The 25,343-nt window shown below is 57.6% G+C and carries 21 protein-coding genes and 1 pseudogene; 11 read left to right on the top strand and 11 right to left on the bottom strand.

Annotated features, from left to right (window positions below; genetic code table 11):
• Nucleotides 1-32: 32 nt before the first annotated feature.
• The 3 genes and pseudogenes from urtA to BLU07_RS17890 all read right to left on the bottom strand — a co-directional run.
• Nucleotides 33-1,331 carry an urea ABC transporter substrate-binding protein gene (urtA, locus tag BLU07_RS13005; protein ID WP_092387601.1) on the bottom strand — a complete coding sequence of 433 codons (1,299 nt, stop codon included), beginning with the start codon at nt 1,329-1,331 and terminating at the stop codon, nt 33-35.
• A 147-nt stretch (nt 1,332-1,478) separates the two neighbouring features.
• Nucleotides 1,479-2,216 (bottom strand): GntR family transcriptional regulator, encoded by a 738-nt coding sequence (locus BLU07_RS13000; protein ID WP_231701637.1) that lies wholly within the window; start codon nt 2,214-2,216, stop codon nt 1,479-1,481.
• Between the two features lie 89 nt (nt 2,217-2,305).
• Nucleotides 2,306-2,422 (bottom strand): annotated as a pseudogene (locus tag BLU07_RS17890) (biotin carboxylase N-terminal domain-containing protein); the annotation flags it as partial.
• Between the two features lie 690 nt (nt 2,423-3,112).
• On the opposite strand from BLU07_RS17890, the gene BLU07_RS12990 reads away from it, so the two are divergent.
• From BLU07_RS12990 to BLU07_RS12980, 3 genes are all read left to right on the top strand, one after another.
• Nucleotides 3,113-4,276: a type III PLP-dependent enzyme gene (locus BLU07_RS12990; RefSeq protein WP_092387597.1), complete on the top strand. Its 1,164-nt coding sequence runs from the start codon at nt 3,113-3,115 to the stop codon at nt 4,274-4,276.
• Between the two features lie 183 nt (nt 4,277-4,459).
• On the top strand, nt 4,460-5,209 hold the full coding sequence (locus tag BLU07_RS12985; protein ID WP_092387595.1) for a hypothetical protein: 750 nt from the start codon (nt 4,460-4,462) through the stop codon (nt 5,207-5,209).
• A 3-nt stretch (nt 5,210-5,212) separates the two neighbouring features.
• A complete protein-coding gene (locus BLU07_RS12980; protein ID WP_092387593.1) occupies nt 5,213-5,443 on the top strand; it encodes a hypothetical protein in 231 nt (76 codons plus the stop codon).
• Nucleotides 5,444-5,508: 65 nt separating this feature from the next.
• Here BLU07_RS12980 and BLU07_RS12975 read toward each other — a convergent pair whose 3' ends face one another.
• The 3 genes from BLU07_RS12975 to BLU07_RS12965 form a co-directional block, all read right to left on the bottom strand.
• A complete protein-coding gene (locus tag BLU07_RS12975; RefSeq protein WP_092387590.1) occupies nt 5,509-6,414 on the bottom strand; it encodes an SDR family oxidoreductase in 906 nt (301 codons plus the stop codon).
• A 166-nt stretch (nt 6,415-6,580) separates the two neighbouring features.
• Nucleotides 6,581-8,320: a Na/Pi cotransporter family protein gene (locus BLU07_RS12970; RefSeq protein ID WP_092387588.1), complete on the bottom strand. Its 1,740-nt coding sequence runs from the start codon at nt 8,318-8,320 to the stop codon at nt 6,581-6,583.
• 268 nt (nt 8,321-8,588) lie between these two features.
• A complete protein-coding gene (locus BLU07_RS12965) occupies nt 8,589-9,770 on the bottom strand; it encodes an acetyl-CoA C-acyltransferase (protein WP_092387586.1) in 1,182 nt (393 codons plus the stop codon).
• 204 nt (nt 9,771-9,974) lie between these two features.
• On the opposite strand from BLU07_RS12965, the gene BLU07_RS12960 reads away from it, so the two are divergent.
• The 4 genes from BLU07_RS12960 to BLU07_RS12945 all read left to right on the top strand — a co-directional run bounded on the left by BLU07_RS12960 (nt 9,975) and on the right by BLU07_RS12945 (nt 15,727).
• The gene (locus BLU07_RS12960) at nt 9,975-11,657 is read left to right on the top strand and encodes a fatty acid--CoA ligase (RefSeq protein WP_092387584.1); all 1,683 of its coding nucleotides are present in this window, start codon (nt 9,975-9,977) and stop codon (nt 11,655-11,657) included.
• Nucleotides 11,658-11,884: 227 nt separating this feature from the next.
• Complete coding sequence (locus BLU07_RS12955; RefSeq protein ID WP_092387582.1) at nt 11,885-13,234, top strand: DUF1329 domain-containing protein; 1,350 nt, start codon at nt 11,885-11,887, stop codon at nt 13,232-13,234.
• A 116-nt stretch (nt 13,235-13,350) separates the two neighbouring features.
• Nucleotides 13,351-14,901: an MFS transporter gene (locus tag BLU07_RS12950; RefSeq protein ID WP_092387580.1), complete on the top strand. Its 1,551-nt coding sequence runs from the start codon at nt 13,351-13,353 to the stop codon at nt 14,899-14,901.
• 163 nt (nt 14,902-15,064) lie between these two features.
• On the top strand, nt 15,065-15,727 hold the full coding sequence (locus tag BLU07_RS12945) for an OmpA family protein (RefSeq protein ID WP_092387578.1): 663 nt from the start codon (nt 15,065-15,067) through the stop codon (nt 15,725-15,727).
• A 30-nt stretch (nt 15,728-15,757) separates the two neighbouring features.
• On the opposite strand, the gene BLU07_RS12940 is transcribed toward BLU07_RS12945, so the two are convergent.
• From BLU07_RS12940 to BLU07_RS12930, 3 genes are read right to left on the bottom strand one after another with little or no spacing between them, the layout of a single operon-like run.
• On the bottom strand, nt 15,758-16,663 hold the full coding sequence (locus BLU07_RS12940) for an acyltransferase (RefSeq protein WP_092389855.1): 906 nt from the start codon (nt 16,661-16,663) through the stop codon (nt 15,758-15,760).
• Between the two features lie 22 nt (nt 16,664-16,685).
• Nucleotides 16,686-18,833: a phosphate acetyltransferase gene (gene pta / locus BLU07_RS12935; protein WP_092387576.1), complete on the bottom strand. Its 2,148-nt coding sequence runs from the start codon at nt 18,831-18,833 to the stop codon at nt 16,686-16,688.
• 18 nt (nt 18,834-18,851) lie between these two features.
• The gene (locus tag BLU07_RS12930; RefSeq protein WP_092387574.1) at nt 18,852-20,045 is read right to left on the bottom strand and encodes an acetate kinase; all 1,194 of its coding nucleotides are present in this window, start codon (nt 20,043-20,045) and stop codon (nt 18,852-18,854) included.
• Nucleotides 20,046-20,214: 169 nt separating this feature from the next.
• Here BLU07_RS12930 and BLU07_RS12925 point away from each other — a divergent pair, with 169 nt between their 5' ends.
• The 3 genes from BLU07_RS12925 to BLU07_RS12915 all read left to right on the top strand — a co-directional run bounded on the left by BLU07_RS12925 (nt 20,215) and on the right by BLU07_RS12915 (nt 22,773).
• Complete coding sequence (locus tag BLU07_RS12925) at nt 20,215-20,700, top strand: FKBP-type peptidyl-prolyl cis-trans isomerase (protein WP_092389853.1); 486 nt, start codon at nt 20,215-20,217, stop codon at nt 20,698-20,700.
• A gap of 298 nt (nt 20,701-20,998) precedes the next feature.
• Nucleotides 20,999-21,586, top strand: coding sequence for a TetR/AcrR family transcriptional regulator (locus BLU07_RS12920; RefSeq protein WP_172830115.1), 588 nt, complete (start codon nt 20,999-21,001; stop codon nt 21,584-21,586).
• Nucleotides 21,587-21,663: 77 nt separating this feature from the next.
• Nucleotides 21,664-22,773, top strand: coding sequence for an NADH:flavin oxidoreductase (locus BLU07_RS12915; RefSeq protein WP_092387572.1), 1,110 nt, complete (start codon nt 21,664-21,666; stop codon nt 22,771-22,773).
• Here the strand turns inward: BLU07_RS12915 and cysZ are convergent, their stop codons facing one another.
• Nucleotides 22,774-23,523 carry a sulfate transporter CysZ gene (cysZ, locus tag BLU07_RS12910; RefSeq protein ID WP_092387570.1) on the bottom strand — a complete coding sequence of 250 codons (750 nt, stop codon included), beginning with the start codon at nt 23,521-23,523 and terminating at the stop codon, nt 22,774-22,776.
• 211 nt (nt 23,524-23,734) lie between these two features.
• Here cysZ and trxB point away from each other — a divergent pair, with 211 nt between their 5' ends.
• A complete protein-coding gene (gene trxB, locus BLU07_RS12905) occupies nt 23,735-24,682 on the top strand; it encodes a thioredoxin-disulfide reductase (protein ID WP_092387568.1) in 948 nt (315 codons plus the stop codon).
• Nucleotides 24,683-24,760: 78 nt separating this feature from the next.
• On the opposite strand, the gene BLU07_RS12900 is transcribed toward trxB, so the two are convergent.
• Entirely contained in the window at nt 24,761-25,339 is a 579-nt protein-coding gene (locus BLU07_RS12900) for a 4'-phosphopantetheinyl transferase family protein (RefSeq protein WP_092387566.1), read from the bottom strand.
• Nucleotides 25,340-25,343 lie beyond the last annotated feature (4 nt).

The following is a 25,343-nucleotide window of genomic DNA, read 5'->3' as shown; positions in this document are numbered from 1 at the left end:
CCGGTTCGGCGGTCGGAGCAAGGCGATGGTGCTTATTGCTGGGCTTCGCTACCCAGGCAGGTTTCAGTCTCGGTGTTGTAGTTGCCGCAGTTGATCGGTGCGGTCCAGTCGGCAACCAGATCCTTGCTGCCTTCCAGATAACGTGACCAGGACTCGCCGGGCACCAGATCGTCGGTCTGCGACACAGTCAGGAACTGGCCGTCTTCCTGGATTTCACCAATCAGCACCGGCTTGGTGATGTAGTGGTTGGGCAGCATGGTGCTGACGCCACCGGTCAGGTTGGGCACTTCCACGCCGACAATGGCGTCAATCACTGCATCACTGTCGGTAGTGCCGGCTTTTTCCACCGCTTTTACCCACATGTTGAAGCCGACGTAATGGGCTTCCATCGGATCATTGGTAACCCGGTCGGTGTCGCCGATAAAGGCGTGCCAGGTTTTGATGAAGGCTTCGTTTTCTGCGGTTTCTTCACTCATGAAGTAGTTCCAGGCGGCCATGTGACCGACCAGCGGACGGGCATCGATACCGGACAGTTCTTCTTCACCGACCGAGAATGCCACTACCGGAATGTCCAGCGATGACACGCCCTGGTTACCCAGTTCGCGATAGAAGGGTACGTTGGCGTCGCCATTGATGGTGGAGACCACGGCAGTTTTCTTGCCGGTACCGCCAAAGCGCTTGATCTCGGCAACAATGTTCTGCCAGTCGGAGTGACCGAACGGGGTGTAATTGATCATGATGTCGCTTTCGGCCACACCATTCGATTTCAGGTAGGCTTCGAGAATGCGGTTGGTGGTTCGCGGGTAGACGTAGTCGGTGCCAGCGAGTACCCAACGCTCGACGCCCATTTCGTCTTTCAGGTAATCAACGGCCGGAATGGCCTGTTGATTCGGCGCGGCGCCGGTGTAAAAGACGTTGCGCGAGGACTCTTCACCCTCGAACTGTACCGGGTAGAACAGCAGTCCGTTGAGCTCTTCGATCACCGGCAATACTGCCTTGCGCGATACCGAGGTCCAGCAGCCAAAGATGGCATCCACTTCGTGTTGTTCGATCAGTTCACGCGTGCGTTCGGCGAACAGCGGCCAATCCGAGGCGGGGTCAACCACGACGGCTTCCAGTTGCTTGCCGAGCAGGCCACCTTTTTTGTTCTGCTCTTCAATCAGCATCAGCATGGTGTCTTTCAGCGTGGTTTCCGAAATGGCCATGGTGCCGGACAAGGAGTGCAGTACACCGACCTTGATGGTTTCTGCCATGGCGGTCAGGCTGCTGACAGCCAGGCTGCATGCAAGGCCAACAGCGCTGGCCTGTTTGACAATTTTTTTCAGTTGCATGGGTCAATCTCCAAAATATGTGTGGGTTCAACCGGGGTGAAAAAAGTGTTCAAGCTGTGGGTGTCTGAATGCACGAAGTCCTCCCTGTGTTGTGCTGCAGGCATCACTGCCTGCGGTTGTCGGCCTGCTGCATAGGCAGGTCGTATCTCAGTTGCCGGCATCATTGGCCAACAAGCTGTTATGCGGGTTTAGCCGAGCCTCGTGGATCATGTGCAGGGTGATCTTGCGGACCTCTGCCTTGCTTTCCTCGATATGGGTCTTCAGCAATAACTGCGCTTCATCGGCGCGGCGCTTGATAATGGTGCGCAGAATTTCGCCGTGCTCGCGGTAGGTGGCTTCAATGCGCGGGCGTTTGGTGAAGTCGATGCGTCGCACAATGCGCAGACGCTCGGTCACATCATGGTGAATGCGGGCCATTTCACCGTTGCCGGTGGCTTCTACCAGTTGCTCGTGAAAGCGTTCGTCCATGGCGCAGACGGTGGGGCCGTGATCCAGGCGCTGGTCTTCCGGCACCAGCCAGGTGGCTTTCAACTGTTCCAGATCCGGTCCCGGCTCCATTTCACACAGGCGTTTGACCGCTGCCATTTCCAGCACGATGCGCACGTCATACAGCTGTTCGTACTGCTCGAAATCAAAGGGTCTGACCTGCCAGCCGCTGCGGAAAGACACTTCGACAAAGCCTTCGCGCTGCAAACGGGTCAATGCCTCGCGCACCGGCGTGCGGCTGGCCTGCATGCTTTCGGCCATTTCGTTCTCGCTGAAGCGATCACCGGGTAGCAGCTGAAAGTCAAAGATGCGCTCTTTCAGTTCCTGATAGATACGTTCGGTCAGGTTCTGGCGCTTGCTGGCCGGTGGCTTGACCGAGGCAATATCACTCGGGCGCACGGCTCGGTTCTCCTTCATCCCTGCACTACCAGCAGCAGGTCACCGGCATTGAAGTGCTTGCCCGGATCACAGCGGATGGCGCTGACGGTCGCGTCGCGGTCAGTATTGGAATATACGGCAACGGAACGGATACCCATCTGTTTCAGGGTGCGGGCAATACGCACGGCGATTTCGCCGCGGTTGGCAATCAGTACGGTATCAAGCATGGCGGCGTGTCTTTGGCGGAACAGGGGCAAGGGAGAAGTCCCCGGAGCTGGGCTGCGGGTCTGTGGTGATGTGCTCACTGGTGCAGGTGTGGTTGATCCGGAGCATACTGACTCTTCCCTGTTGGCGGCTGCATGCCATCTTGTATACAGGGCTGTATTCAGGGATCGTGCCAGAATGTGACCGTACGTTTACGTGTTCTTTATTTTTCCTTTTAACTCAATGGGCTGGGTGGTTTGTTCGAGCAAGCAATAGCGGGTGAGAACGGATGCCGTGTTTTCTGCCATGCGCTCAAATGGTGCATTGATACACTCGGTATCTTTGCTTTTGGTGCATTTTCTTCCATCCCTATTGACCGCAGGATCGCTTGGTCTTATGGTTCGCGACGAACGTTGAGGCTGGCACGATCCATACGGCTCAAGTACTGACGACGAGACAGCAAGACCGCCTGAACAGGGGTCTTATTGCTTTCGGCGCACGCCTTGGGAAGTAGGCGAACCAAAGTGGGGATACTGATCAGACGTTCGCACCCCCGGGTTGTGTGTTGGCTGAGCGTTGCTGCCGTCGGTAAGCGAGCTGTCATGCCGCTGTGTCTATACTGGATACAGCCATGAGGGTTTGCCCGCTCTGCATCTGATCGACATGTCCTCACGCGGCCCGATTCAAAAATTTGTTGCTTTGGAGCCGACGCCATGACCGTCAAACTGGAAGATTACTTCGACCGCGAAACCTTCAACCGCATGCAAGCGGTTGCCGAACAGCATGAGACACCCTTTCTGGTAGTGGACCTCAAAACCATCGAGCGTGCCTACGATGAGCTGGTTGAGGGTTTTCCCTTTGCCAAGGTGTATTACGCGGTCAAGGCCAACCCGTCCAATGAAGTGCTTGGCCTGCTGCAGGACAAGGGCTCGAATTTCGATATTGCCTCTATCTATGAGCTGGAAAAGGTCATGGCGCTGGGCGTCAAGCCGGAACAGATCAGCTTTGGCAACACCATCAAGAAGTCACGCCACATCCGTGCTTTCTATGAAAAGGGTGTGCGTCTGTATGCGACTGATTCGGAAGCCGACCTGCGCAATATTGCCAAGGCTGCGCCGGGCTCCAAGGTGTATGTGCGCATTCTCACCGAAGGCTCGACCACCGCCGACTGGCCGTTGTCGCGCAAATTCGGTTGCCAGACCGATATGGCCATGGACTTGCTGGTGCTGGCCAGAGAGTTGGGGCTGGAGCCGCATGGGGTGTCTTTCCATGTCGGTTCGCAGCAGCGTGATATCGGCGCCTGGGATGCCGCGATCGCCAAGGTCAAGGTGATCTTCGAGCGCCTGAAAGAAGAGGATGGCATCAGCCTGAAGATGATCAACATGGGTGGCGGCTTTCCGGCCAACTACCTGACCAAGACCAATACCATGCAGACCTACGCGGAAGAAATTACCCGCTTTCTGCAGGAAGATTTTGGTGATGATCTGCCAGAAATCATCCTTGAGCCCGGCCGCTCGTTGATTGCCAATGCGGGTATCCTGTTCAGTGAAGTGGTGCTGGTCTCGCGTAAATCACACACTGCGCTGGAGCGCTGGGTGTTTACCGATGTCGGCAAGTTCTCCGGGCTGGTCGAAACCATGGATGAGTCCATCAAGTTCCCGATCTGGACGGACAAGAAGGGTGAGCTGGAAGAAGTGGTGCTGGCCGGGCCGACCTGTGACAGTGCCGACATCATGTATGAAAGCTACAAGTACGGCCTGCCGTTGAATCTGGCCATTGGTGACCGCCTGTGCTGGTTGTCGACCGGGGCTTACACTACCAGCTACAGCTCGATCGAGTTCAACGGCTTCCCGCCGCTGGAAGCTTTTTACGTCTGACTTGATGTGCACCCGGCAGCAAGCTGACTGAAGAGAAGCCCGCCCGATCAGGGCGGGTTTTTTCTGGGTAGCGCCGTCACCAATCCGACAGGGTGTTTGTGGCTGGAGATAATTGGCTACCCTCAATAAAACAGATGTTGCTATAGTCAAACCGGGAATCAATCACTGCGTATAGGGACTCGTATGCTCGACACCATCTTGCTTCTGTTGCTCGGCCTGGTGCTGGCTGTGCCGCTGTTCATGAATATTGTTGGTCCGTTTATTGTCTGGAAAACCCAGAAAATTCCTACCGATGTGCAGTTCGAGCCAATCGACGATGGTGATTTTGCCGAGGTCTGCAGCGGCGAGTTCATCTTCTACGATGACGCCATTCGAGAGCTGGGTTTCAGCGAAGTGGGCGCTTCATCCATGCACGATACTCATACCGACAGTTATTTCCGGCTTTACTGGCATTCGGGGCTCAAGGTAGCCGGCATGGTGGTCTGCATTGATGCGTTGAATCAGCCGGTAATGACCTATTGCGAATTCTCCCAGAAATACACCGATGACAGTATTCTGGACGTCTCGAACTCACCGCGCCCTGAAGGCTACCCGGACTTGCCGGTGAAGCGGAGTTTTCGTTTCCCCGGGGTCAGCGATGTCAATCAGCTGTTGTCATACCATAGCCAGTTGCGCCAGCGATTGAAAAACAACATGCAGCCGGTGGATTACCCGGTAGAGCAGGGTTTTACTGAAATCGAACGTTTTTTTCGCCGCGAGTCGGATGCCTTGTTGGCCAAGGGCTTGCTGCATCCCGAAGTGGGTGCCGATGGCAAGCGTACCCTGACCTTGCGTGGTGCCTTGACCATGACCTGGCGGGCGGTATTGCCTGGTCGCGCTATCTGGGGGTTTATTACCGAACGGCGTGGCCGGAAAATTCTTCAGGAGGGGTGACGCATGGTTGATGCGATACCTGTATTCAAGCCTGGTGCCCGGGTGATAAAGAATCCCCGCACCTGGCAGGCCAATGATTTTGATCGTTGGGGCAGGGGAGTTGGTATCGGCGAGGTAGTCGAACCGCCCTTTCCGCTGGAACCGAACGAAGTGGATGTGCGCTGGCCTGGCGGACGTTGCTTTGAGTACAGTGAGCAACTGCTGCCAGCCGAAACGGTCGAATCCGACCTGTGAACTGAACTCATAAAAAAGCCCGCGCAGGGACAACCTGCGCGGGCTTTTTCAACTTTCAGCTGTCGTTATGCAAACTTCTGGATATTCTCCATCAGTTCCTTCAACGCTTCGATATTGTCTTTCGGGTGCACGGCACCTTCGAAGCTGCAGAGCTGCTCGAAGTTGGCGGCAACATCTTCCGGGGTGAAGCCTTCATCGGGGTTGAAGCCGATACCCAGTGAGCGTTCCCAGCGCACTTTACCCATCCAGCCGCCGCCGACTTCAAACAGGCTGCCGGTTTCCTGGCAATCAGGCGAGCACAGGTAGGTAACCAGCGGGCTGACGAGTTCGGGCTTGAGCTTGTCAAAGGCGCCAGCGGGGAACAGACCTTCGGTCATGCGGGTGCCGCCGGTAGGGGCGATGGCATTGACGAAGATGTTGTTCTTGCGGCCTTCAATCGCCAGGGTGCGGGTAAAACCATACAGGCCCAACTTGGCCATACCGTAGTTGGCCTGGCCGAAGTTGCCATAAATGCCCGAAGTGGACGAGGTGAAGATGATGCGACCGAAGTTGTTGTCCTTCATGTGCGGCCAGGCAGCCTTGGTCGTCTTGTAGGCGCCTTCAACGTGAACCTTGTAGATCAGGTCCCAGTCTTCGTCGGTCATCTTGGCAAAGCTCTTGTCGCGCAGGATGCCGGCGTTGTTGACCACGACATCGATACGACCGAAGTTGTCCATGGCGCATTCGACGATGCGATCACCGTTGATGACGTTTTCCGGATTGGCGATGGCGGTGCCGCCAGCGGCCTTGATCTCTTCCACTACTTTCAGGGCGGCTTCGCTGTTGGCGCCTTCACCCTGTGCGCTGCCGCCCAGATCGTTGACGATAACTTTGGCACCATGCTTGGCGAACAGCAGGGCATGGGCACGGCCAATACCACCGCCGGCACCGGTAACGATGACGACCTTGTCGTCAAAACGGATATCGCTCATGGAAATCTCCTGATTAAGGGCAGAGGAAAATAGGGCAGTCAGTGTCAAACAGTCGTTCGAACAAGGCAAGTACCGCTCACCGGATGAATGGTGGGCAATAAGTCAGCATGCGTTCTTCGGGCAGCAAGCCGGGCTGCCATTGCGGCAGCCCGGGAAGCAGTGCGGCTCAGATCTTGCCCTGAATACGCATGGCCTTGAGACGGCGGCCGGAGGCGGATTCGTTGACGTTGAGTACATGGTCACCGATCCGCTCCAGGCGATTGAGCACATCAATAAAGATCACACCGGCACGGGTCGAGTAAACGCCGCTTTCCAGTCGGGCGTAGTGGGTGTCGCGGAACTTGTCACGCAGGTCATCCACCGCATCTTCCAGCTCGATGGCGTGATCAAGATTGACAGTGTGTGGCTCTTTACTGACATTCTCGTGCATGTTGTTGATGGCTGCACGCAGGGCGTTCATGACTTCAACCATTTCCGCCTGCGCATCATCCGGCCAGTTGAGCTTGCCATCATGCATTTTCACGAAGAGCTTGGAGATCTGGTAGTAGATATCGGCAATCCGCTCCAGGTCATTGATCATCATCTGCATGAACCGCATGCGCTCTGTCAGCTCGTGCTCCATGTTGGCGTGTTCGCTGATGCGCACCAGGAAGTCGGATATCTCGATTTCCAGCAAGTCGGTGTCCTGCTCCAGCTTGTGAATGCGATCCTTCAGCTTTTCATGGTCCGCTTTGGGGTCGAACAGGAGCTCGTGTACTTTGCCGTGCATTTCTTCAACGATACCGGTGAACTGCTGGATCTCGTTCTGGACCTGCTCGATGGCGAGCAGTGGTGAATTCATGACCCCGGTGCTGATGTAGCGCAGGTGAAAGTCGTCTTCATCCTTTTTGCCGCGGTCCGGCTGCACATACTCGACAAAGCGCACCAGGTAAGGCACGAAGGCAAACAGCAGGATCACGTTGAGCACATTGAAGGTGGTATGGAACAGCGAGAGCGCCAGGGTGGCATTGGCGCGTGATTCGACCTCCCCGGCCATGACCGAAATCGGATTTTCGGTAAACAGCTGCACAACGATATCCATCAGGTGCAGCATGGGGAAGATGACGATCATCATCCAGGTGACGCCGATGATGTTGAAGAAAAAGTGAAAACGCGCCGCTCTCTTGGCATGCACGTTACCCACCAACGCGGCTATATTGGCCGTTACCGTGGTGCCGATGTTTTCGCCGAGGATCATGGCGGCGGCAATCGGGAATGAGATCCAGCCCTCGAACAGCATCACCAGGGTAATTGCGGTTGCTGCTGAAGACGACTGGGTAAGCAACGTCAGCACTGTACCGACGACGATGAACAGCAGCAGTGAGAAATAACCGTACTCGGTAAAGCCGTCCAGGAAGGCAAAGATGGCCGGGTTGCTGTTGATGTCCGGCACTGCATCCTTGATAAAGCTCAGGCCGATAAACAGGATGCCAAAGCCGACCATGGATTCGGCAATGTTGCGCATGCGGCTGTTGCTGGAAAACAGGAAGGCAAAAAATACCCCGATCAGTGCAATGGCGATCGGGGTAATCTGAAATTTGAAGCCGAACAAGGCTACCAGCCAGGCGGTAATGGTAGTACCGATGTTGGCGCCCATAATGACGCCGGTTGACTGCACAAAGGTCAACAAGCCTGCGTTGACAAAACTCACCGCCATGACCGTGGTGGTGGTCGATGACTGGGTAATTGCGGTGGTGCCAAACCCGGTGATTACCCCCGTCAGGCGGTTGCGCGTCATACCACTGAGGATGGCCTTCAGCCTGCCGCCGGCAATCTTTTGCAGGCCTTCACTGAAAATCTTCATGCCGAAGATAAAAATCCCCAGCGAGCCAACCAGTTGCAGAAAGTCAAACAACGTATACGTCATGGGTCACCGCTTAGTGCTGTGCATGGCTACAACCAGGCTGCAAACGCGTGGTTTGGCAGGCTGGGTGGGTTCATGAAAACGTCATGTTTTCGTAACGTGCGCGCATTATAGCGGCCGATACTTGATTCGGCTGCCCTTGCGGGGATTTTTTTGCCCAAGAGCTGACGGGAGTCAATTCACTGACGTTGCGGTTGGCCTGGATGGCTTGGGTACCGGCAGTTGCGGTCGGGTCGATCCATGACCCTGCAGCCGCCTGTTTATACCCGGTTCAGAGCAGTTCGATTGCCACTGCGGTTGCCTCGCCACCGCCGATGCAGAGGGAGGCAACGCCACGCTTGCCGCCGGTTTTCTGCAGGGCATTCAACAGGGTAACAATAATGCGCGAGCCGGTTGAGCCGACCGGGTGGCCCTGGGCGCAAGCGCCACCGTAGATGTTGACCTTGCTGTGTTCGAGGCCGTGTTCGCGCATGGCCAGCATGGTGACCATGGCAAAGGCTTCGTTGATTTCGAACAGATCGACATCGTCCTTGTTCCAACCGGTCTTGCTGAACAGGTTGTGCAGGGCGCCGACCGGGGCCAGGGTGAATTCGCTCGGGGCCTGGCTCTGGGTTGCATGGCCAACGACTCGGGCCAGCGGCTGCAACCCTCGCTTGCTGGCCTCGGCTGCGGTCATCAATACCAATGCACTGGCACCGTCGGAAATCGAGCTGGCATTGGCGGCGGTAATACTGCCACCTTTTCCGAATGCCGGTTTCAGCTCGGGAATCTTGTCCAGGTTGGCCTTGTGCGGCTGCTCATCATCTTTGACCACAACATCGCCCTTGCGGGTACTGACGGTGACCGGAACGATCTCGCTGTCCAGGCTGCCGTTTTCGATGGCCGCCTGGGCGCGCTTCAGCGATTCGATGGCATAGGCGTCCATGTCTTCGCGGCTGATGCCATGCTGTGCAGCGGTGTCCTGGGCGAAAGAGCCCATCAGGCGTCCCGTCGCGGCGTCTTCGAGGCCATCAAAGAACATGTGGTCCTTGATTTCACCATGGCCCATGCGCAGGCCGCCCCGCGCCTTTTCCATCAGGTAGGGTGCATTGGACATGCTCTCCATGCCACCCACCAGCATGATCTGGTTGCTGCCGGCTTTCAGGCTGTCATGGGCCAGCATCAAGGCTTTCATGCCTGAGCCACAGAGCTTGTTGATGGTGGTGCAGCCGGTGCTGGCAGGCATGCCGGCCTGCAGGCTGGCCTGGCGCGCCGGGCCTTGTTTCAGCCCGGCCGGCAGTACGCAACCCATGATTACTTCCTGTACATCGGCGGCAGCAATGCCGGCACGACTGACGGCTTCGCGCATGGCGATAGCGCCGAGTTCGACGGCACTGAGTGCGGACAGACTGCCCTGGAAGCCACCCATGGGGGTGCGTGCACCGCTGACAATGACGATATCGTTATCCGACATGCTGAGACTCCTGGTACATGACTTTTATGGTGTTTACGGTCACAAATTGTACACTATATCATTGGTCTGATTTTAACCGACCCCTAAACAGACGCAGCATTCTGGTGTATTTTCTTCCGTTTGTGTTCCGCGCTCAGCGTGAGCGGCTATAGTAACCAGAAATGCTCACCCGGCCCGACAATCTCAACAACAGGTAGGTCATCGATGCTCAAGACACGCGTACTCAAACCCGCAGATGAAGCCCATTCAACACCGCTACTGATCAAGAATCTGTTGCTTTCCGGTCGTCGCTACGAAAGTCAGCACGAAATCGTTTATCGCGACATCAGCCGTTACGATTACACAACCTTCAATCAGCGTATCTGTCAGTTGGCCCACGCCTTGACCAAGGCAGGGGTCAAGGCAGGGGATACCGTGGCGGTCATGGATTGGGATAGCCATCGTTACCTGGAATGCATGTTTGCGGTACCCATGATCGGTGCAGTGATGCACACCATCAATATCCGCCTGTCGCCGGAACAGATTCTCTACACCATGAACCATGCTGAAGATATCTTCGTGCTGGTCAACAGTGAGTTTGTGCCGATCTACAAGGCCATCGAGGGGCAGTTGACCACGGTCGAGAAAACCATTCTGCTGACTGACGAGGCGGACAAAACGGCTGATCTGCCCAATCTGGTGGGTGAGTACGAAGAGCTGCTGGCTGCCGAGCCGACCAGCTACGAGTTTGCTGATTTTGATGAAAATTCGGTTGCGACTACTTTCTACACCACCGGTACCACCGGCAACCCGAAAGGGGTGTATTTCACCCATCGTCAACTGGTACTGCATACCCTGACTCAGGCCGGCTCCATGGGTGCCCTCGATTCCGTGCGCTTGCTGGGTAACCGCGATGTCTATATGCCGATCACGCCGATGTTCCACGTTCACGCCTGGGGTATTCCGTATACCGCCACCATGCTGGGTTTGAAGCAGGTCTATCCAGGCCGTTACGAGCCGGAACTGCTGATGAAACTGATCAAGCAGGAAAAGGTCACTTTTTCCCATTGCGTGCCAACCATTCTGGGCATGCTGTTGAACACGTCCAGCGCCAAAGAACATGATTTCGGCGGCATGAAGGTCATTATCGGTGGCAGTGCCCTGAATCGCAGCCTGTATGAAGCGGCCAAGGCCAAAGGTATGCAGCTCACTGCGGCCTATGGCATGTCGGAAACCTGTCCGTTGATTTCCAGTGGTTACCTCAATCAGGAACTGGAAGCAGGCAGTGAGGATGATCGCGTCAAGGCGCGGATCAAGGCCGGCTTGCCGGTGCCGCTGGTGGAGGCACGTCTGATGGATCCGGAGGGCAATTTCCTGCCGCACGATGGCACCACTCAGGGTGAGTTGGTGCTGCGCGCGCCCTGGCTGACCCAGGCGTATTTCCGTGAGCCGGAGAAGAGCGACGAGCTATGGCTGCACGGCTGGCTGCACACGGGAGATGTGGCCACCATTGACCAGCACAGTGCAATTGAAATTCGTGACCGCATCAAGGATGTGATCAAGACGGGCGGCGAGTGGATTTCTTCGCTGGAGCTGGAGGATCTGATCAGCCAGAGCCCGGCAGTTGCCGAAGTTGCGGTGGTCGGGGTGCCGGATCCGCAGTGGGATGAGCGGCCGTTTGCTCTGGTGGTTCCCGCTCAGGGCCAGGACGTCAGTGCCCGTTTGCTGAGCGATCACCTGAAAGGCTACGTTGCCGAAGGGCGTATCAACAAGTGGGCGATTCCCAGTCAGATTGCCGTGGTCAGTGAAATTCCCAAGACCAGCGTTGGCAAGCTCGACAAGAAACGCATTCGGGGCGAAATCGCCGAATGGCAGAAGAACGACGAGTCTTTCCTGTCCTCGCTCTGAGTCTCTGCCCCGGCTGCTGCCGGCAGTCGGGGCTTTCCACTTTATTTGCTCAATGTGCTTCACCCAAACGGGTGATTTCGTTATAGTGTCGCGCTTCGAGTCGGGGCCAGCTCCTGTCTCGACCATCCCGGACTACCCAAACAACTACACCGGTCCAGCTCAGTCACTTTGTGTGCCGGCTTGCCGGTGCTCGCGTGTGCGAGTCAGACCGGGAGGCGACGATTGCAATGAAACAACGCGTTATGACTACCCTGGCCGCAACTCTGCTGCTGGCCAGTGCCGCTCAAGCGGACACCAATGCCGAGCAGCTCGGCGGTTCGCTGACTCCCATCGGCGCTGAACGTGCCGGCAACGCTGCCGGCACTATCCCCGAGTGGACTGGTGGCCTGCCCACTGATGCTGCTCCGCTGCGCAACGATACTTTCATGGGCAACCCCTATGCCGATGACCAGCCGTTGTTCGTGATCACTGCGGACAACTACCGCGATTACGAAGATCAGATGGCCCCGGGTCAGGTCGCCATGTTCCAGCGCTACCCGGACAGCTTCCGCATGCCGGTTTATGAGTCGCGCCGCAGTGTCGCACTGCCGGAAGAGATCAATCAGGCTGCCGCTTACAACGCGAACAATGCCAGCCTGGTCGAAGGGGGCAATGGCGTCAGCAATTACCAACTGGCGCACGCGTTTCCGCTGCCGGACAACGGCCTGGAAGTCATCTGGAACCACATTACCCGCTTCCGCGGTGGATCCATGCAGCGCGTTGTCGTGCAGGCCACGCCGCAGGTCAATGGCAGCTACACAATCGTTCGCTTTGTTGAAGAGTATGTGCTGCCTGAATACCTGACTGACTTCCAGGCTGGCAATCACGCCAACATGCTCTATTTCTTCAAGCAGCAGGTAACCGATCCGGGGCGTTTGGCCGGGAACGTACTGCTGGTTCACGAGACGGTTGATCAGGTAGCCAGCCCGCGTAACGCCTGGATCTACAATGCTGGCCAGCGTCGTGTGCGCCGTGCACCGCAGGTATCCTACGATGGCCCCGGTACTGCCGCTGACGGCATGCGTACCTCGGACAATCTGGATATGTTCAATGGTGCTCCGGACCGTTATGACTGGAACCTGGTGGGCAAGCGCGAGATGCTGATCCCCTACAACAGCTATGCGATGGCTTCGCCAGAGCTGACCTATGACGATATCGTCCAAGCGGGTCACCTGAATCCGGATCACACCCGATACGAGTTGCACCGGGTCTGGGAAGTTGAAGCCGAGGTCAAACCCGAGCACCGGCATATCTATGCCAAGCGTCATTTCTTTATTGACGAAGACAGTTGGCAGGCTGCCCATATCGATCATTACGATGCCCGTGGCACCCTGTGGCGCGTTGCCGAAGCGCATGCCATGCATCGCTACAACAGCCAGGTGGCAGGCTTTGCGGCAGAAACCCTGTATGACCTGATTGCCGGCCGTTATCTGGTCATGGGGCTGAACAATCAGGAGCGCAACGATTACGATTACAGCTATCGTACGTCGTCAGCCGACTTTACCGCTGCTGCATTGCGTCAAGCCGGCGTACGCTGAGCCCTTGTTGCGGGCGCCGTTCAATGGCGCCCGTATTCCTTGCAGGCCGGCCGGTGCGGCGCTTGTTTCACACCGGTACCCGGCGTATAACACGACTCTGATCTCTGGAGTCCGTCATGTCTGTCAGCTCTTCTGCTTCCCCAAACCCCGGATATAGCGCGGCCAGCGCACGGGAATGGTGGGGTCTTGCCGTACTGATGTTACCCACACTGCTGCTGGCGCTGGATATGACAGTGCTGCATCTGGCAGCCCCACACCTGAGTGCCGATCTCAAGCCAACCAGTGTGCAATTGTTGTGGATTCTGGATATCTACGGTTTTCTGATTGCCGGCTTTCTGATCACAATGGGTAGCCTGGGTGATCGAATTGGTCGCCGCCGCTTGCTGCTCTTCGGTGCTCTGGCTTTTGGTCTGGCCTCGATCCTGGCCGCGTTGGCGACGTCCGCCAGTCAATTGATTGCGGCACGGGCATTGCTGGGCATCGCCGGTGCGACCTTGATGCCCTCGACCTTGTCGCTGATCCGCAATATGTTTCAGCTCGACCACGAGCGTACCCTGGCGATTACTCTGTGGATGACCAGTTTTATTGTTGGCAGCGCCATCGGACCGCTGGTCGGTGGCTTGATGCTGGAGTTCTTCTGGTGGGGGTCGGTGTTTCTGCTGGCAGTGCCGGTCATGCTGCTGTTACTGCTGGTGGGGCCCTGGTTGTTGCCGGAGTTCCGTGACCCGCAGGCCGGTCGACTGGATATTCCCAGTGCGTTGTTGTGTGTGTGCACCTTTTTGCTGCTGATATACGGGCTCAAGGATATGGCGCGGGAAGGTCCGGCCCTGCTGAACATTCTGCCCTTGCTTGCTGGGCTGGCCGTGGGTTGGCTCTTCGTGCGTCGGCAGCGCGGCCTGGCTGATCCGATGTTCGACCTCAGTCTGTTTCAGCGGCGGGCTTTCAGTGTTTCCGTCGGCGCCATATTGATGACCATACTCGCGCTCTCCGGTGCCTGGCTGCTGATCTTTCAGTACCTGCAAGGGGTGGCCGGGCTGAGTGCTCTGCAGGCCGGTATCTTTATGCTGCCGGCAGCTATCGTGCAAACGGGCGCTTCACTTCTGGTACCGCGTATGTCGCGCTGGTTGCCGCCGGCGACTTTTGTCAGTGGCGGTATGTTGCTTGCCGTGTCGGGTTTTGTCTGTGTCGCCCTGGTCGGGGAGGGTGATCGCCTGTTTCTGTTGTTGCTCGGCTCGGTCGTCCTCGGCGTCGGGGTTATGCCCATGCTGATCCTGGGGACTGATCTGGTGGTCAGTGCGGTGCCGCCGGAAAAAGCCGGTTCTGCCGCTGCCACCTCGGAAACCGCTGCGGAACTTGGCATGGCGCTGGGCATTGCCCTGATTGGCAGCCTGGGTGCTACCGTGTACCGCCAGCACATGCTGGTTAGCCTGCCATCCGGTTTGAGTGAGTCCCAGCGTATTGTTGCCAGTGACACCATTGGCGGTGCGCTGGGCCTGATTGCCGAGTTGCCTGCGCAATTGGCTGCTCCGGTCACCATCAGTATGCAGCAGGCCTTTACGGCCGCTGTGCATATCAACGCCTGGGTTGCCGCCGGCATCATGCTGTTGACAGCCTGCCTCACTGCCTGGTTATTGCGGCGGGTACAGTTGGGCGCGAGCAGTCATTGACTCCGGCAGGAGCAAAGTATCCACCGGCTTTCCACATGCTGAAAGAATTTATCCCCTGCTCTGCGGAAATAATCCGCTGCAGCATGGTCTATGCTGTCAGGTACGTTTATCTATTGCCTGCTCCGCGCAGGTGACGCTCAACAATGAATAAGGAAATGCAGTGATGAAAAAACATGCTTTGTTGGTAGCTGGTCTCGCGTCTACGCTTTTGCTGGCTGGCGGTTGCGCCACCCAGGACGCTTATACCGGTGAACAGAAAACCAGTCGTTCGACTCTCTATGGCCTCGGTGGTGCAGTTGCTGGCGCGGCAGTCGGTGCGGCGACGTCGGGCAGCAGTGACCGTGGCCGCGGCGCATTGATTGGCGCTGCGGTAGGTGGCGCTGCCGGTGCCGGTTATGGCGCCTATGCGGATCGTCAGGAGGCGCGGCTGCGTCAGGAGCTCACCGGTACGGGCGTTCAGGTGGTGCGTGACGGTAATTTCATTCAGTTGGTGATGCCGGGCAATATTACCTTTGCTACCGGTTCATCCGATATTGCCAGCAACTTCTACCCAACGCTGAACTCGCTGGTCAAGGTGTTCAAGGAATTTGACCGCAACGGTGTCGAAATTGTCGGACATACCGATAGCACCGGCTCGCGTGAACTGAACATGCGTCTGTCGCGTGAACGTGCCGGCAGTGTGGCATCCTACCTGACCGGCCAGGGTGTATCTGGTGCGCGTATCGGTACCGCCGGGGCTGGTCCGGACTACCCGATTGCCAGCAACAATACGTCGGATGGTCGCGCACAGAATCGTCGCGTAGAAATCAACTTGCGTCCCATGTAACGACTACTGCCAACTATCCGCTCGCAGCGATCAGCTGCCGGGCGGGTAGTCTTTGTGCAGCGCATCGAGCTGCGCATCCTTCTCCCGCCACAACTGACTGACCCAGGCATGAAACTGCTGACGGAAATCGGCGTCCTGCTGATAGTCACGGCCAAGAAACTCCCCTGGAATCTCGCGTAACTGGCAGCGCAATACGACTTTGCGTACCCGCCCACTGAGCAAATCCCAGAATTTCGGGGCCCCGTCCGGATAATGCAGGGTGATGTCGACCAACGCCTGCAACTGCTCACCCATGGCATCCAGTACAAAGGCTATGCCGCCTGATTTTGGCTTCAACAGGTAGCGATAGGGCGATTGTTGAGCGTCATGCTTGCTTTGCTCGAAGCGAGTGCCTTCAAGAAAGTTGAATACGGCCACTGGCGTGGTCTTGAATTTTTCGCAGGCCTTGCGTGTGGTGATCAGGTCCTGCCCGGCTTTTTCCGGGTGCTTCTCCAGGTAGGCTTTGGTGTAGCGCTTCATAAAGGGGAAATCCAGTGCCCACCAGCACAGGCCAATGATGGGCACCCAGATCAGTTCTTGCTTGAGAAAAAACTTGAGCATCGGCATGCGTCGGTTGAGTACATGCTGCAGGGCAAGAATATCAACCCAGCTCTGATGGTTGCTGGTCACCAGGTACCAGCCACCATAGCGCAATTGATCCAGGCCTTGCGTATCCCACTGGATGCGGCCACTGAGATGCATCCAGCCACTATTACAGCGCATCCAGTTTTCCGCGATACGAATCATGGTGCGGGTACTGGCCTGCTGTAGTGTCTGGATGGGCAATAGTTTGATCAGTGCAAAGGGCACCAGTAAGGAAAAGCTCAACAGGGTGTTGAGCACCAGCAGCAGGGCCGAGATAGCCCCGCGCAGGAAAGCCGGCAAAAAATACAGCATCAATCGGGTCTCGTCGGTGGCGTCAGCCTGCCGCATCCTTGGCCTGGTCGTCCGCCTGAATGGCAGTCAAGGCAATAGTGTAAACGATGTCATCGACCAATGCCCCGCGTGATAAATCGTTCACCGGCTTGCGCAAACCCTGCAGCATGGGGCCAACGCTAACGACGTTGGCGCTGCGCTGCACTGCCTTGTAGGTGGTATTGCCGGTGTTCAGATCGGGAAATATGAAGACGGTGGCCTGGCCAGCAACCGGGCTGTCCGGGGCTTTTTGCCGACCGACGCTGGCAATCGCGGCAGCATCATACTGCAAGGGGCCATCAATCAGCAGGTCCGGACGCTTTTCCTGGGCCAGACGCGTCGCTTCGCGGACTTTTTCCACATCAACCCCGGTGCCGGAGCTGCCGGTGGAGTAGCTGATCATGGCGACCCGCGGCGGGATGCCGAAGGACTCGGCCGAACGGGCGCTCTGGATGGCGATTTCAGCCAGCTCTTCGGCATTCGGATCCGGGTTGACGGCACAATCACCGTACACCAGCACCTGGTCCGGCAGCAGCATGAAAAAGATCGAGGACACCAGGTTGTAGCCGGGTGCGGTCTTGATCAGCTGGAATGCCGGGCGAATGGTGTTGGCGGTGGTGTGAATGGCCCCCGACACCAGGCCGTCGACTTCATCCAGCGCCAGCATCATGGTGCCGAGCACGACGTTGTCTTCCAGTTGTTGCAGTGCCATGGGCGCATTCAGGCCGCGGCCTTTGCGCAGTTCGACCATGTGTTCGACATAGCGCTCGCGCACGGTTTCCGGGTCGATGATCTGCAAACCTTCAGGCAGGGTAATGTGCTGCGCGCGGGCGACTGCCTCGACGGATTCGGGCTTGGCCAGCAGTATGCAGTCGGCAATCCCCCGGCGCTGGCAAATGGCTGCAGCCTGAACGGTGCGTGGTTCGTCGCCCTCGGGCAGAACGATGCGCTTGTGCGCCTGATGTGCCCGGCTTACCAGCTCATAGCGGAAAGCCGGAGGCGACAGGCGCAGCTCTCGTGGCGTACCGCAACGACGTTGCAGCCAGGCATGGTCAATATGTGAAGCGACATAGTCGGTGACCCGCTCGGCCCGCTCCTGGTCGTCAATGGGTATTTCCCGGTTCATGCGGTCGAGCCGGGTGGCGGTGTTGAAGCTGTTGCTGTCGACCACCATCATGGGTAGTCCGCCATCCAGCGCGGGTTGGCACAGGCGGGTAACCCGTGGATCCGGCGGCATGCCCCCCGTCAGCAGCAGGCCGGCCAACGGGGTGCCGGAGAGCGCGGCCAGGCTACTGGCGATAATGATATCGTCCCGGTCACCGGGGGTGACAATCAGGGTGCCGGGCTTCAGTCGGTCGATGATGTTGGGCACGGTGCGCGCGCAGAGGGCGATTTCCATCACTCGACGTTCCTGCATCTGCCCAGGGTGCACAATGCGTGCTTGCAGCAGTTCGGCCACATCCTGGGTGCGCTGGGCATTGAGTTCGTCCTGCCAGGGGATGCAGCCGATCAGGCGGAAGTCCTCGGTATCCAGCACCGTGGATTCCTGTTTCAGCGCTGCGGCAAAGTCTTTCAGTGTGCGCTTCAGGGCATCGCGGTTGCTGGGTGGGTCTTCCGCCAACTCCAGATCGCGGACCTTGTTGACGATAACCCCGAGCATTTTCGGATCCTGCGGGCCACCAAAGGTCTGCGCATGGATCTCAATGCGGTCAGCCAGGCTTGCCATGCTGTCATCGTCCGGCGCGCTGACCAGGATGATGTCTGCGTCCAGGGTTTTTGCCAGATGGTTGTTGATCCGGGCAGCGTAGCTGGCCTGACGGGTGGGTACCATGCCTTCGACCACCACCACATCGGCATCCGCAGCTGCCTGCCGATAGCGGCTGACGATATCTTCCAGTACCTCGCTCAGGTTGCCATTGGCCAGACGATGTTCTACTGCGGGCAGGGCGAGGGGTTCGGGGGGTGTCAGCCCCAGGGTACGGCTGATCAGTTCGCTGGAACGCTCCGGACCTTCGTCACCCGGGTGCGGTTGGGCAATCGGTTTGAGAAAATGTACCTTGAGGCCAGTGCGTTGCAGGGCGCGAATCAGCCCCAGACTGATTGACGTCAGGCCGACGCCAAAACCGGTGGGCGCAATGAAAAAAGTGTGCATGGCAACTCCCTGTAAGGTTCAGTTCGACGCATCCAGCAGGTGCAGGCTTTCTTCAGCTATCTGGCGTTCTTCGTCAGTGGGTATGACCAGAATAGTCGTTGAGCCAGCGGCTTCAATGTTGCCAGCCTCGCCTCGCGGCAGATTGCTGTTGGCATCCGGATCAACCTGCAGGCCGAGAATGCCCAGGTGTTTCAGTGTCAGGGCCCGGGTCAGTGCGGAGTTCTCGCCAATGCCGCCGGTAAAGATCAGTCCGTCAAGTCGCGGCAATGCCACGGCCAGGCCGGCGAGTGAGCGAGCCAGGCGATAACAGAAGACCTCAATGGCCAGTTTGGCACCGTCATGCCCGTCCTTGCGCGCCTGTTCGAGTTCACGCATGTCGTTGGACAGGCCGGACAGGCCGAGCAAGCCACTTTCACGGTTCAACAGGCGTTCAATGCGCGGCAGATCCCAACCCAGCGTCCGGCCCAGGTGGGCATGCAGGTTGGGATCAACGTCACCGCTGCGGGTACCCATGACCAGGCCTTCCAGGGGCGTCAGGCCCATGCTGGTATCCAGGCTGCTGCCATCCAGTACCGCGCAATTGGAGCAGCCATTGCCCAGGTGTGCACTCAGCCAGGCGCCCTGGGTGGCGGGCCAGCCCCGCAACAAGGCCGCTTGCTGAGTGACATATTGATGGCTTGTGCCATGAAAACCATAGCGACGCACACCGTGAACTGCATAGAGCTCATCCGGCAAGGCATAGCGGTAGGCGTACGGCGGCATACTCTGATGGAAGGCCGTATCGAAAATGGCCACATGTGGAATCTGCGGCAACACGGCCTGAGCGGCGCGAATGCCAATCAGATTGGCCGGGTTGTGCAAGGGTGCCAGGGGCGCATTGGCCTCAATGGCAGCGATGACTTCCGGGTTGATCAGTGCGGCACCGGTAAAATGCTCACCGCCATGCACTACGCGGTGGCCGACTGCGCTCAACGGTTGATCGGCATATTCATCAATCAGGGGTAACAGTGAAGCCATCGCGTCGGCATGCCCACCGGGTGACAGTGCCTGACTCTGTTTGCCGTCAGTTGTGTGCCAGTGCAGAATCGCTTTGGGTGATTCCAGCTGCTCGGCGAGTCCGCTGAGCAGGGCAGCGCTGCTGCCTTCCCGGCGCAGGGCAAACTTGATGGATGAGCTACCGCAATTGACCACCAGAACCAGACGTTGAGCCATGAAATACTCGTTGCTTGAAGAGTGAGGGGCCGCCTCCGGGCGGCTGACAAGGAGCAATGCAACCCTGACTGCTATCTTGGGTTGCTGTCATGCGTCGGTCAAGCCGTGCGTTTTTGCGATAACCTGCGTACACTGAGGCTTTTTCAAGCAATAAACAGGTATGCAAACTATGCAAGTAACTGCCAACAAAGCCGTATCGATTGACTATACCCTGAGCAACGATTCCGGCGACGTACTGGATTCATCCAACGGCGGTGCTCCGCTGGTTTATCTGCACGGCGCTGGCAACATCATCCCGGGTCTGGAAAAGGCGCTGGAAGGCAAACAGCAAGGCGATGAAGTCAAGGTAAGCGTTGAGCCGGCTGAAGCCTATGGTGAGTTCAATAGCGAGCTGGTTGCCGTTCTCGGCCGCCACATGTTTGAAGGGGTTGATACTCTCGAAGAGGGTATGCAGTTCCATGCTTCCGGTCCGGATGGCAGCATGCAGATTGTTACCATCAAGGCTGTAGAAGGCGATGAAGTCACTGTGGATGGCAACCATCCGTTGGCCGGCCAGCGTCTCAATTTCGAGGTCAAGGTGGTCGACATCCGTGATGCGAATGAAGAAGAGCTTGCCCATGGCCACGTCCATGGTGAAGGCGGTGTTGAGCACTGAGTCGCTGCCTCTGGCTGCGCGTTTCAAGCCTCAAGAAAACCGGGATACTCCCGGTTTTTTTGTGTCTGATTATCGGTTGTTGTCAGGGTTGGGGTGGCTGCATTACCGCGTCGCTACGTTCCTCGCAATGATGATGGTGTGGAGCAAAGGGTAAAGCCCTGTACCAAGTCATAGCTCTCGTGTTCGTGTCACGGGCCGTGGCGATCCATCGACGCGCAACTGATTCCCTGTTATCAGTAAAATCAATAATAAATATTTTCTCTATTATAAAGAGTTGACCGGTCGTATAGTGTTCGGCATGAACGCTATTCAAGACAAACGTGCACGCATTCTGGCGGCCGGTACCGAGGTGATGTTGCGCAAGGGCTATAACGGCACTGGCGTGCAGGAGATCACCAAGGGAGCCGGTGTACCCAAAGGCTCCTTCTATCATTACTTTGAAAGCAAGGAAGACTTTGCCATCCAGGCGCTGCACTACTATTACACGCCGCGTCTGGAGCGCTTTGCCCGTGCGCTTGAAGCGGGCAATGACTCGCCACGCGAGCGTATTCTGCAGTTCTATCGTGACCTGGTAGGTTACTTCGCCAATCAGCAGGAGCCGACCCATCAGTGCTTTATCGGCAGCCTGTGTCATGAAAAGGCTGATGAAAGTCAGCCGATCGGCTATGCCGCCAGCGCCATTCTCAAACGTTCCAGTGAAGTACTCGCCGGTTGCCTGGCGCAAGCGCGGGATGCGGGTGAGTTGCCGGCAGGGCAGGATCCGCAGGCGTTGGCACATTTCATCGGCTCGGCCTGGGAAGGTGCCTTGCTGCGGATGAAAATTGATCGCCAGATCGGCCCCTTGCGTGTATTTATCGACCAGCTCGAGCGTTTGCTGCACGGCTGAATTCTTCCAGACGACCGGTCAGGCAGGTAACTGAACAGCTTGCTGGCTGGCGTCGAACACTAACCATGGAGTTATCTATGTCCGCTGATACCGGTTCCTTGTTTGCCCCTTTCCAGTACGGTCCGCTGACCCTGAATAGCCGCATCGTCATGGCACCCATGACCCGCCAGTTTTCTCCCAATGGTGTGCCGGGTGACAATGTGGCCGAGTACTACCGTCGTCGTGCTGAAGCCGGTGTGGGTTTGATCGTCACCGAAGGCACCACGGTAGGGACCCCGGCGGCGACCATGAGCCCGAACATTCCGCGTATCCATGGTGAAGACGCACTGGCCGGCTGGAAGAAGGTGGTTGACGAGGTTCACGCCGTGGGCGGCAAGATTGCTCCGCAGCTGTGGCACGTGGGTAACACCCGCCGCCTGGGCACCAAGCCGGATGAAGATGTACCCGGTTATGGCCCGATGGAGAAGGTCAAGGGCGATACTGTGCTGGTACACGGCATGACCCAGGCTGATATTGATGATGTGGTCCAGGCTTTTGCCCAGGCTGCTGCGGACTCCAAGGCCATCGGGTTTGATGCTGTCGAACTGCATGGCGCTCACGGTTATCTGATTGACCAGTTCTTCTGGGAAGGAACCAACCAGCGTACCGACAAGTATGGCGGCAGCATGGAAAACCGTGGCCGACTGGCCGTGGAAATTATCGAGGCCGTGCGGGCCGCAGTGGGCCCGGATTACCCGATCATTTTCCGTTTCTCGCAGTGGAAGCAGCAGGATTACACCGCCCGGCTGGCGCCGACTCCCGAACTGCTGGAGCAGTTCCTTGCCCCGCTGGTCGCCGCAGGCGTGGATATCTTCCATTGCTCGCAGCGTCGCTTCTGGGAGCCAGAGTTTGAAGGCTCCGACCTCAATCTGGCCGGCTGGACCGGAAAATTGACCGGCAAACCGACCATCACCGTGGGCAGCGTTGGCCTGGACAGTGAGTTTCTCGAGTACATGGTCGAGACTGACAAGGTGGCGAAAACCGCCAACCTTGATGATCTGCTGGTGCGTCTGGATCAGGGTGAGTTTGACCTGGTCGCCGTCGGCCGCGCACTGATCGTTGATCCGCAGTGGTCGGCCAAGGTGCGTGAAGGTCGCTATACCGACATCCTGCCGTTCAGTCGCGAAGCCCTAGGCGAACTGTCCTGATCAAATGAGTTTCGGCTGCCGGGTATAGTGCTCGACCCAGAGCAGGGTCGAGCCAGCTACGGCAGCCGGCATGATCAGAACATTCAGCAAGGGAATCAGGCTGCCCACATACACGGGCAGCCCGAAGCTGAACATCAGGCTGCGTCGCTGGCGCATCCAACCCAGTTGCTGGCCCAGGCTGACACCATCGTTGTCCGCCTGATAGTCCAGATACTGCACTGCCATCATCCACACGCCGAATACCAGCAGCAGCGGCGTGGCCAACACATTGGCCAGTGGTACCAGACTCAACAGCAGCAAAGCCAGCAAACGCGGGAAATAATAAACCAGCTTGGCCAGCTCACGACCAATGCTGTGTGGTACCAGCCAGACCCAGTCGCGCCAGCTGCCGGGCTGAGGTGCCTCACCACGCTGACGCAGCGCCAGTTTTTCCGCCAGCAGCGCATAGAAGGGTGAGCCGATCAGGTTTGCCAGCATACTGAAGGTGAAGAACAGCATTACCAGTATCAGCAGCGCAAACAATGGCCATAGCAACCACTGCAGAAACCCCAGCCACTCAGGCAGGGAATTCATCATCTGGCCCAGCCAGACATTGAACGTGTGCCCGGCCCAACTGATCAGGCTGATCAACAATACCGTGTTCAGCGCAGCGGGAATCAACACGTAACGCCGCAAGCCGGGTTGCCACATGGCTTGCCAGCCGGCGCGCAGGTAATTGCTGCCACTGAGTACTTGGGGTTGTTCTGGCATGTGAACTCCATTCTGGAAACGATGGCTATCACCCGTCCAAGGGCTGTGAAGGCGTGATCATAGCGGTAAACTATGCCGCCAATGAAGCTATTGAAATACCCCTTGACGTTGATTTTGGCATACCATGCCTGACAAATTTTTTTCGGCCGACTGTCGTCGATGTGCCAGTTTCGGCCCTGCATGCTTTTAACGTATTGTTTCTGGAGGCTTTATGTCCGAGGTACGCCATTCCCGTCTGATCATTCTGGGTTCTGGTCCAGCCGGTTACACTGCCGCTGTCTACGCGGCCCGCGCCAACCTGACCCCGGTATTGATCACCGGTATGCAGATGGGCGGCCAGCTCACTACAACGACTGATGTCGACAACTGGCCGGGCGATGTTGAAGGTTTGCAGGGGCCGGACCTGATGGAGCGTATGCGCCAGCATGCCGAGCGCTTCGAGACCGAGGTCATTTTTGATCATATCAACAAGGTCGACCTGAACAAACGCCCGTTCAGCCTCTGGGGCGACAGTGGTGAATACCAGTGCGATGCCCTGATTATTGCTACCGGTGCTTCCGCGCAATATCTCGGCCTGCCGTCGGAAGACGCTTTTATGGGCAAGGGCGTATCCGCCTGTGCGACCTGTGATGGCTTTTTCTATCGTAACCAGGACGTTGCCGTGATAGGGGGTGGTAATACTGCCGTGGAAGAAACCCTCTACCTGGCCAATATCGCCAAAAAAGTCACCCTGGTGCATCGCCGCGATACCTTCCGCGCGGAAAAGATCCTGGTCGACAAGCTGATGGCCAAAGTGGCCGAAGGCAAGGTTGAACTCAAGCTCAACGCGACCCTGGATGAAGTTCTGGGTAACGAGATGGGCGTGACGGGCATGCGCATCAAGCTGAATGCCGGCGGTACTGAAGAGCTCGACCTGACCGGGGTCTTTATCGCGATTGGCCACAAACCCAATACCGACCTGTTTGCCGGCCAGCTGGAGATGAAAGACGGCTATCTGACGATCCAGAGCGGCACCCAGGGCAACGCAACCCAGACCACGATCCCGGGTGTGTTTGCAGCGGGTGACGTGGCCGATCACGTCTATCGCCAGGCCATCACCTCAGCCGGTTCCGGCTGTATGGCCGCACTGGACGCCGAGCGCTTTCTCGACGAGCAGTGAGCCCTGTGGTGTGCACAAAAAGCCGCCCCTGATGGGCGGCTTTTTAGTGTGCTGCCATCCGTTCCTGGTCGGTCGTGGTCAGTCAAGAATCGCCGCTTGCAGAGTATCCAGCGGTGCAGGCAATGTAATGGCTAGCGGGCTGTTGCTGGTCAGAGCAAAGCTCCATTGCTCGCTCTGCCAGACGCGAATGCTCAGATCCGTCTTTTCCAGTGCCTGTTCGAGATCAACGGCAAACAGGTGTGCATAACGGCTGCCTGCCTGTTTGAAAATGGCTTCCCGGGCAGTCCAGTAGCGGTAAAAGGCGGCTGTGGGGTCCTGCGCGTTCTGGATGCGTTTGCGGATTGCGGCCTCGGGGAGAAATTCAAGCATCTCCGGCAGACGGCTGGTACGTCGGGGGCGGTGATATTCCAGATCCAGTCCGAAAGGTTCGCTTGCCAGCCCGGCAATGACCAGACGGGCGCTATGACTGATGCCGGCATATTGACCGTCAGGCAGCAGCGGGTGATCAGGTGGTTGCCCTCTTGGGCTCCAGTCTTCCTGCGGACAGTCCCAGCCCCGTTGCCGGCACAACCCGGACAGCAATTGCCGTCCGAGTTGCGAGGCGGCGGCTCCATCATGTCCGGCCGGCAGGCTGGCTGCCAGCAACTGGATGGGCACCGGG

The sequence above is a fragment of the Halopseudomonas salegens genome (genome assembly GCF_900105655.1).
In the GTDB taxonomy this organism is placed as follows: domain Bacteria; phylum Pseudomonadota; class Gammaproteobacteria; order Pseudomonadales; family Pseudomonadaceae; genus Halopseudomonas; species Halopseudomonas salegens.
Note: the sequence above shows the minus strand (reverse complement) of the source record. Positions and strands in the feature narration are given on the sequence as shown.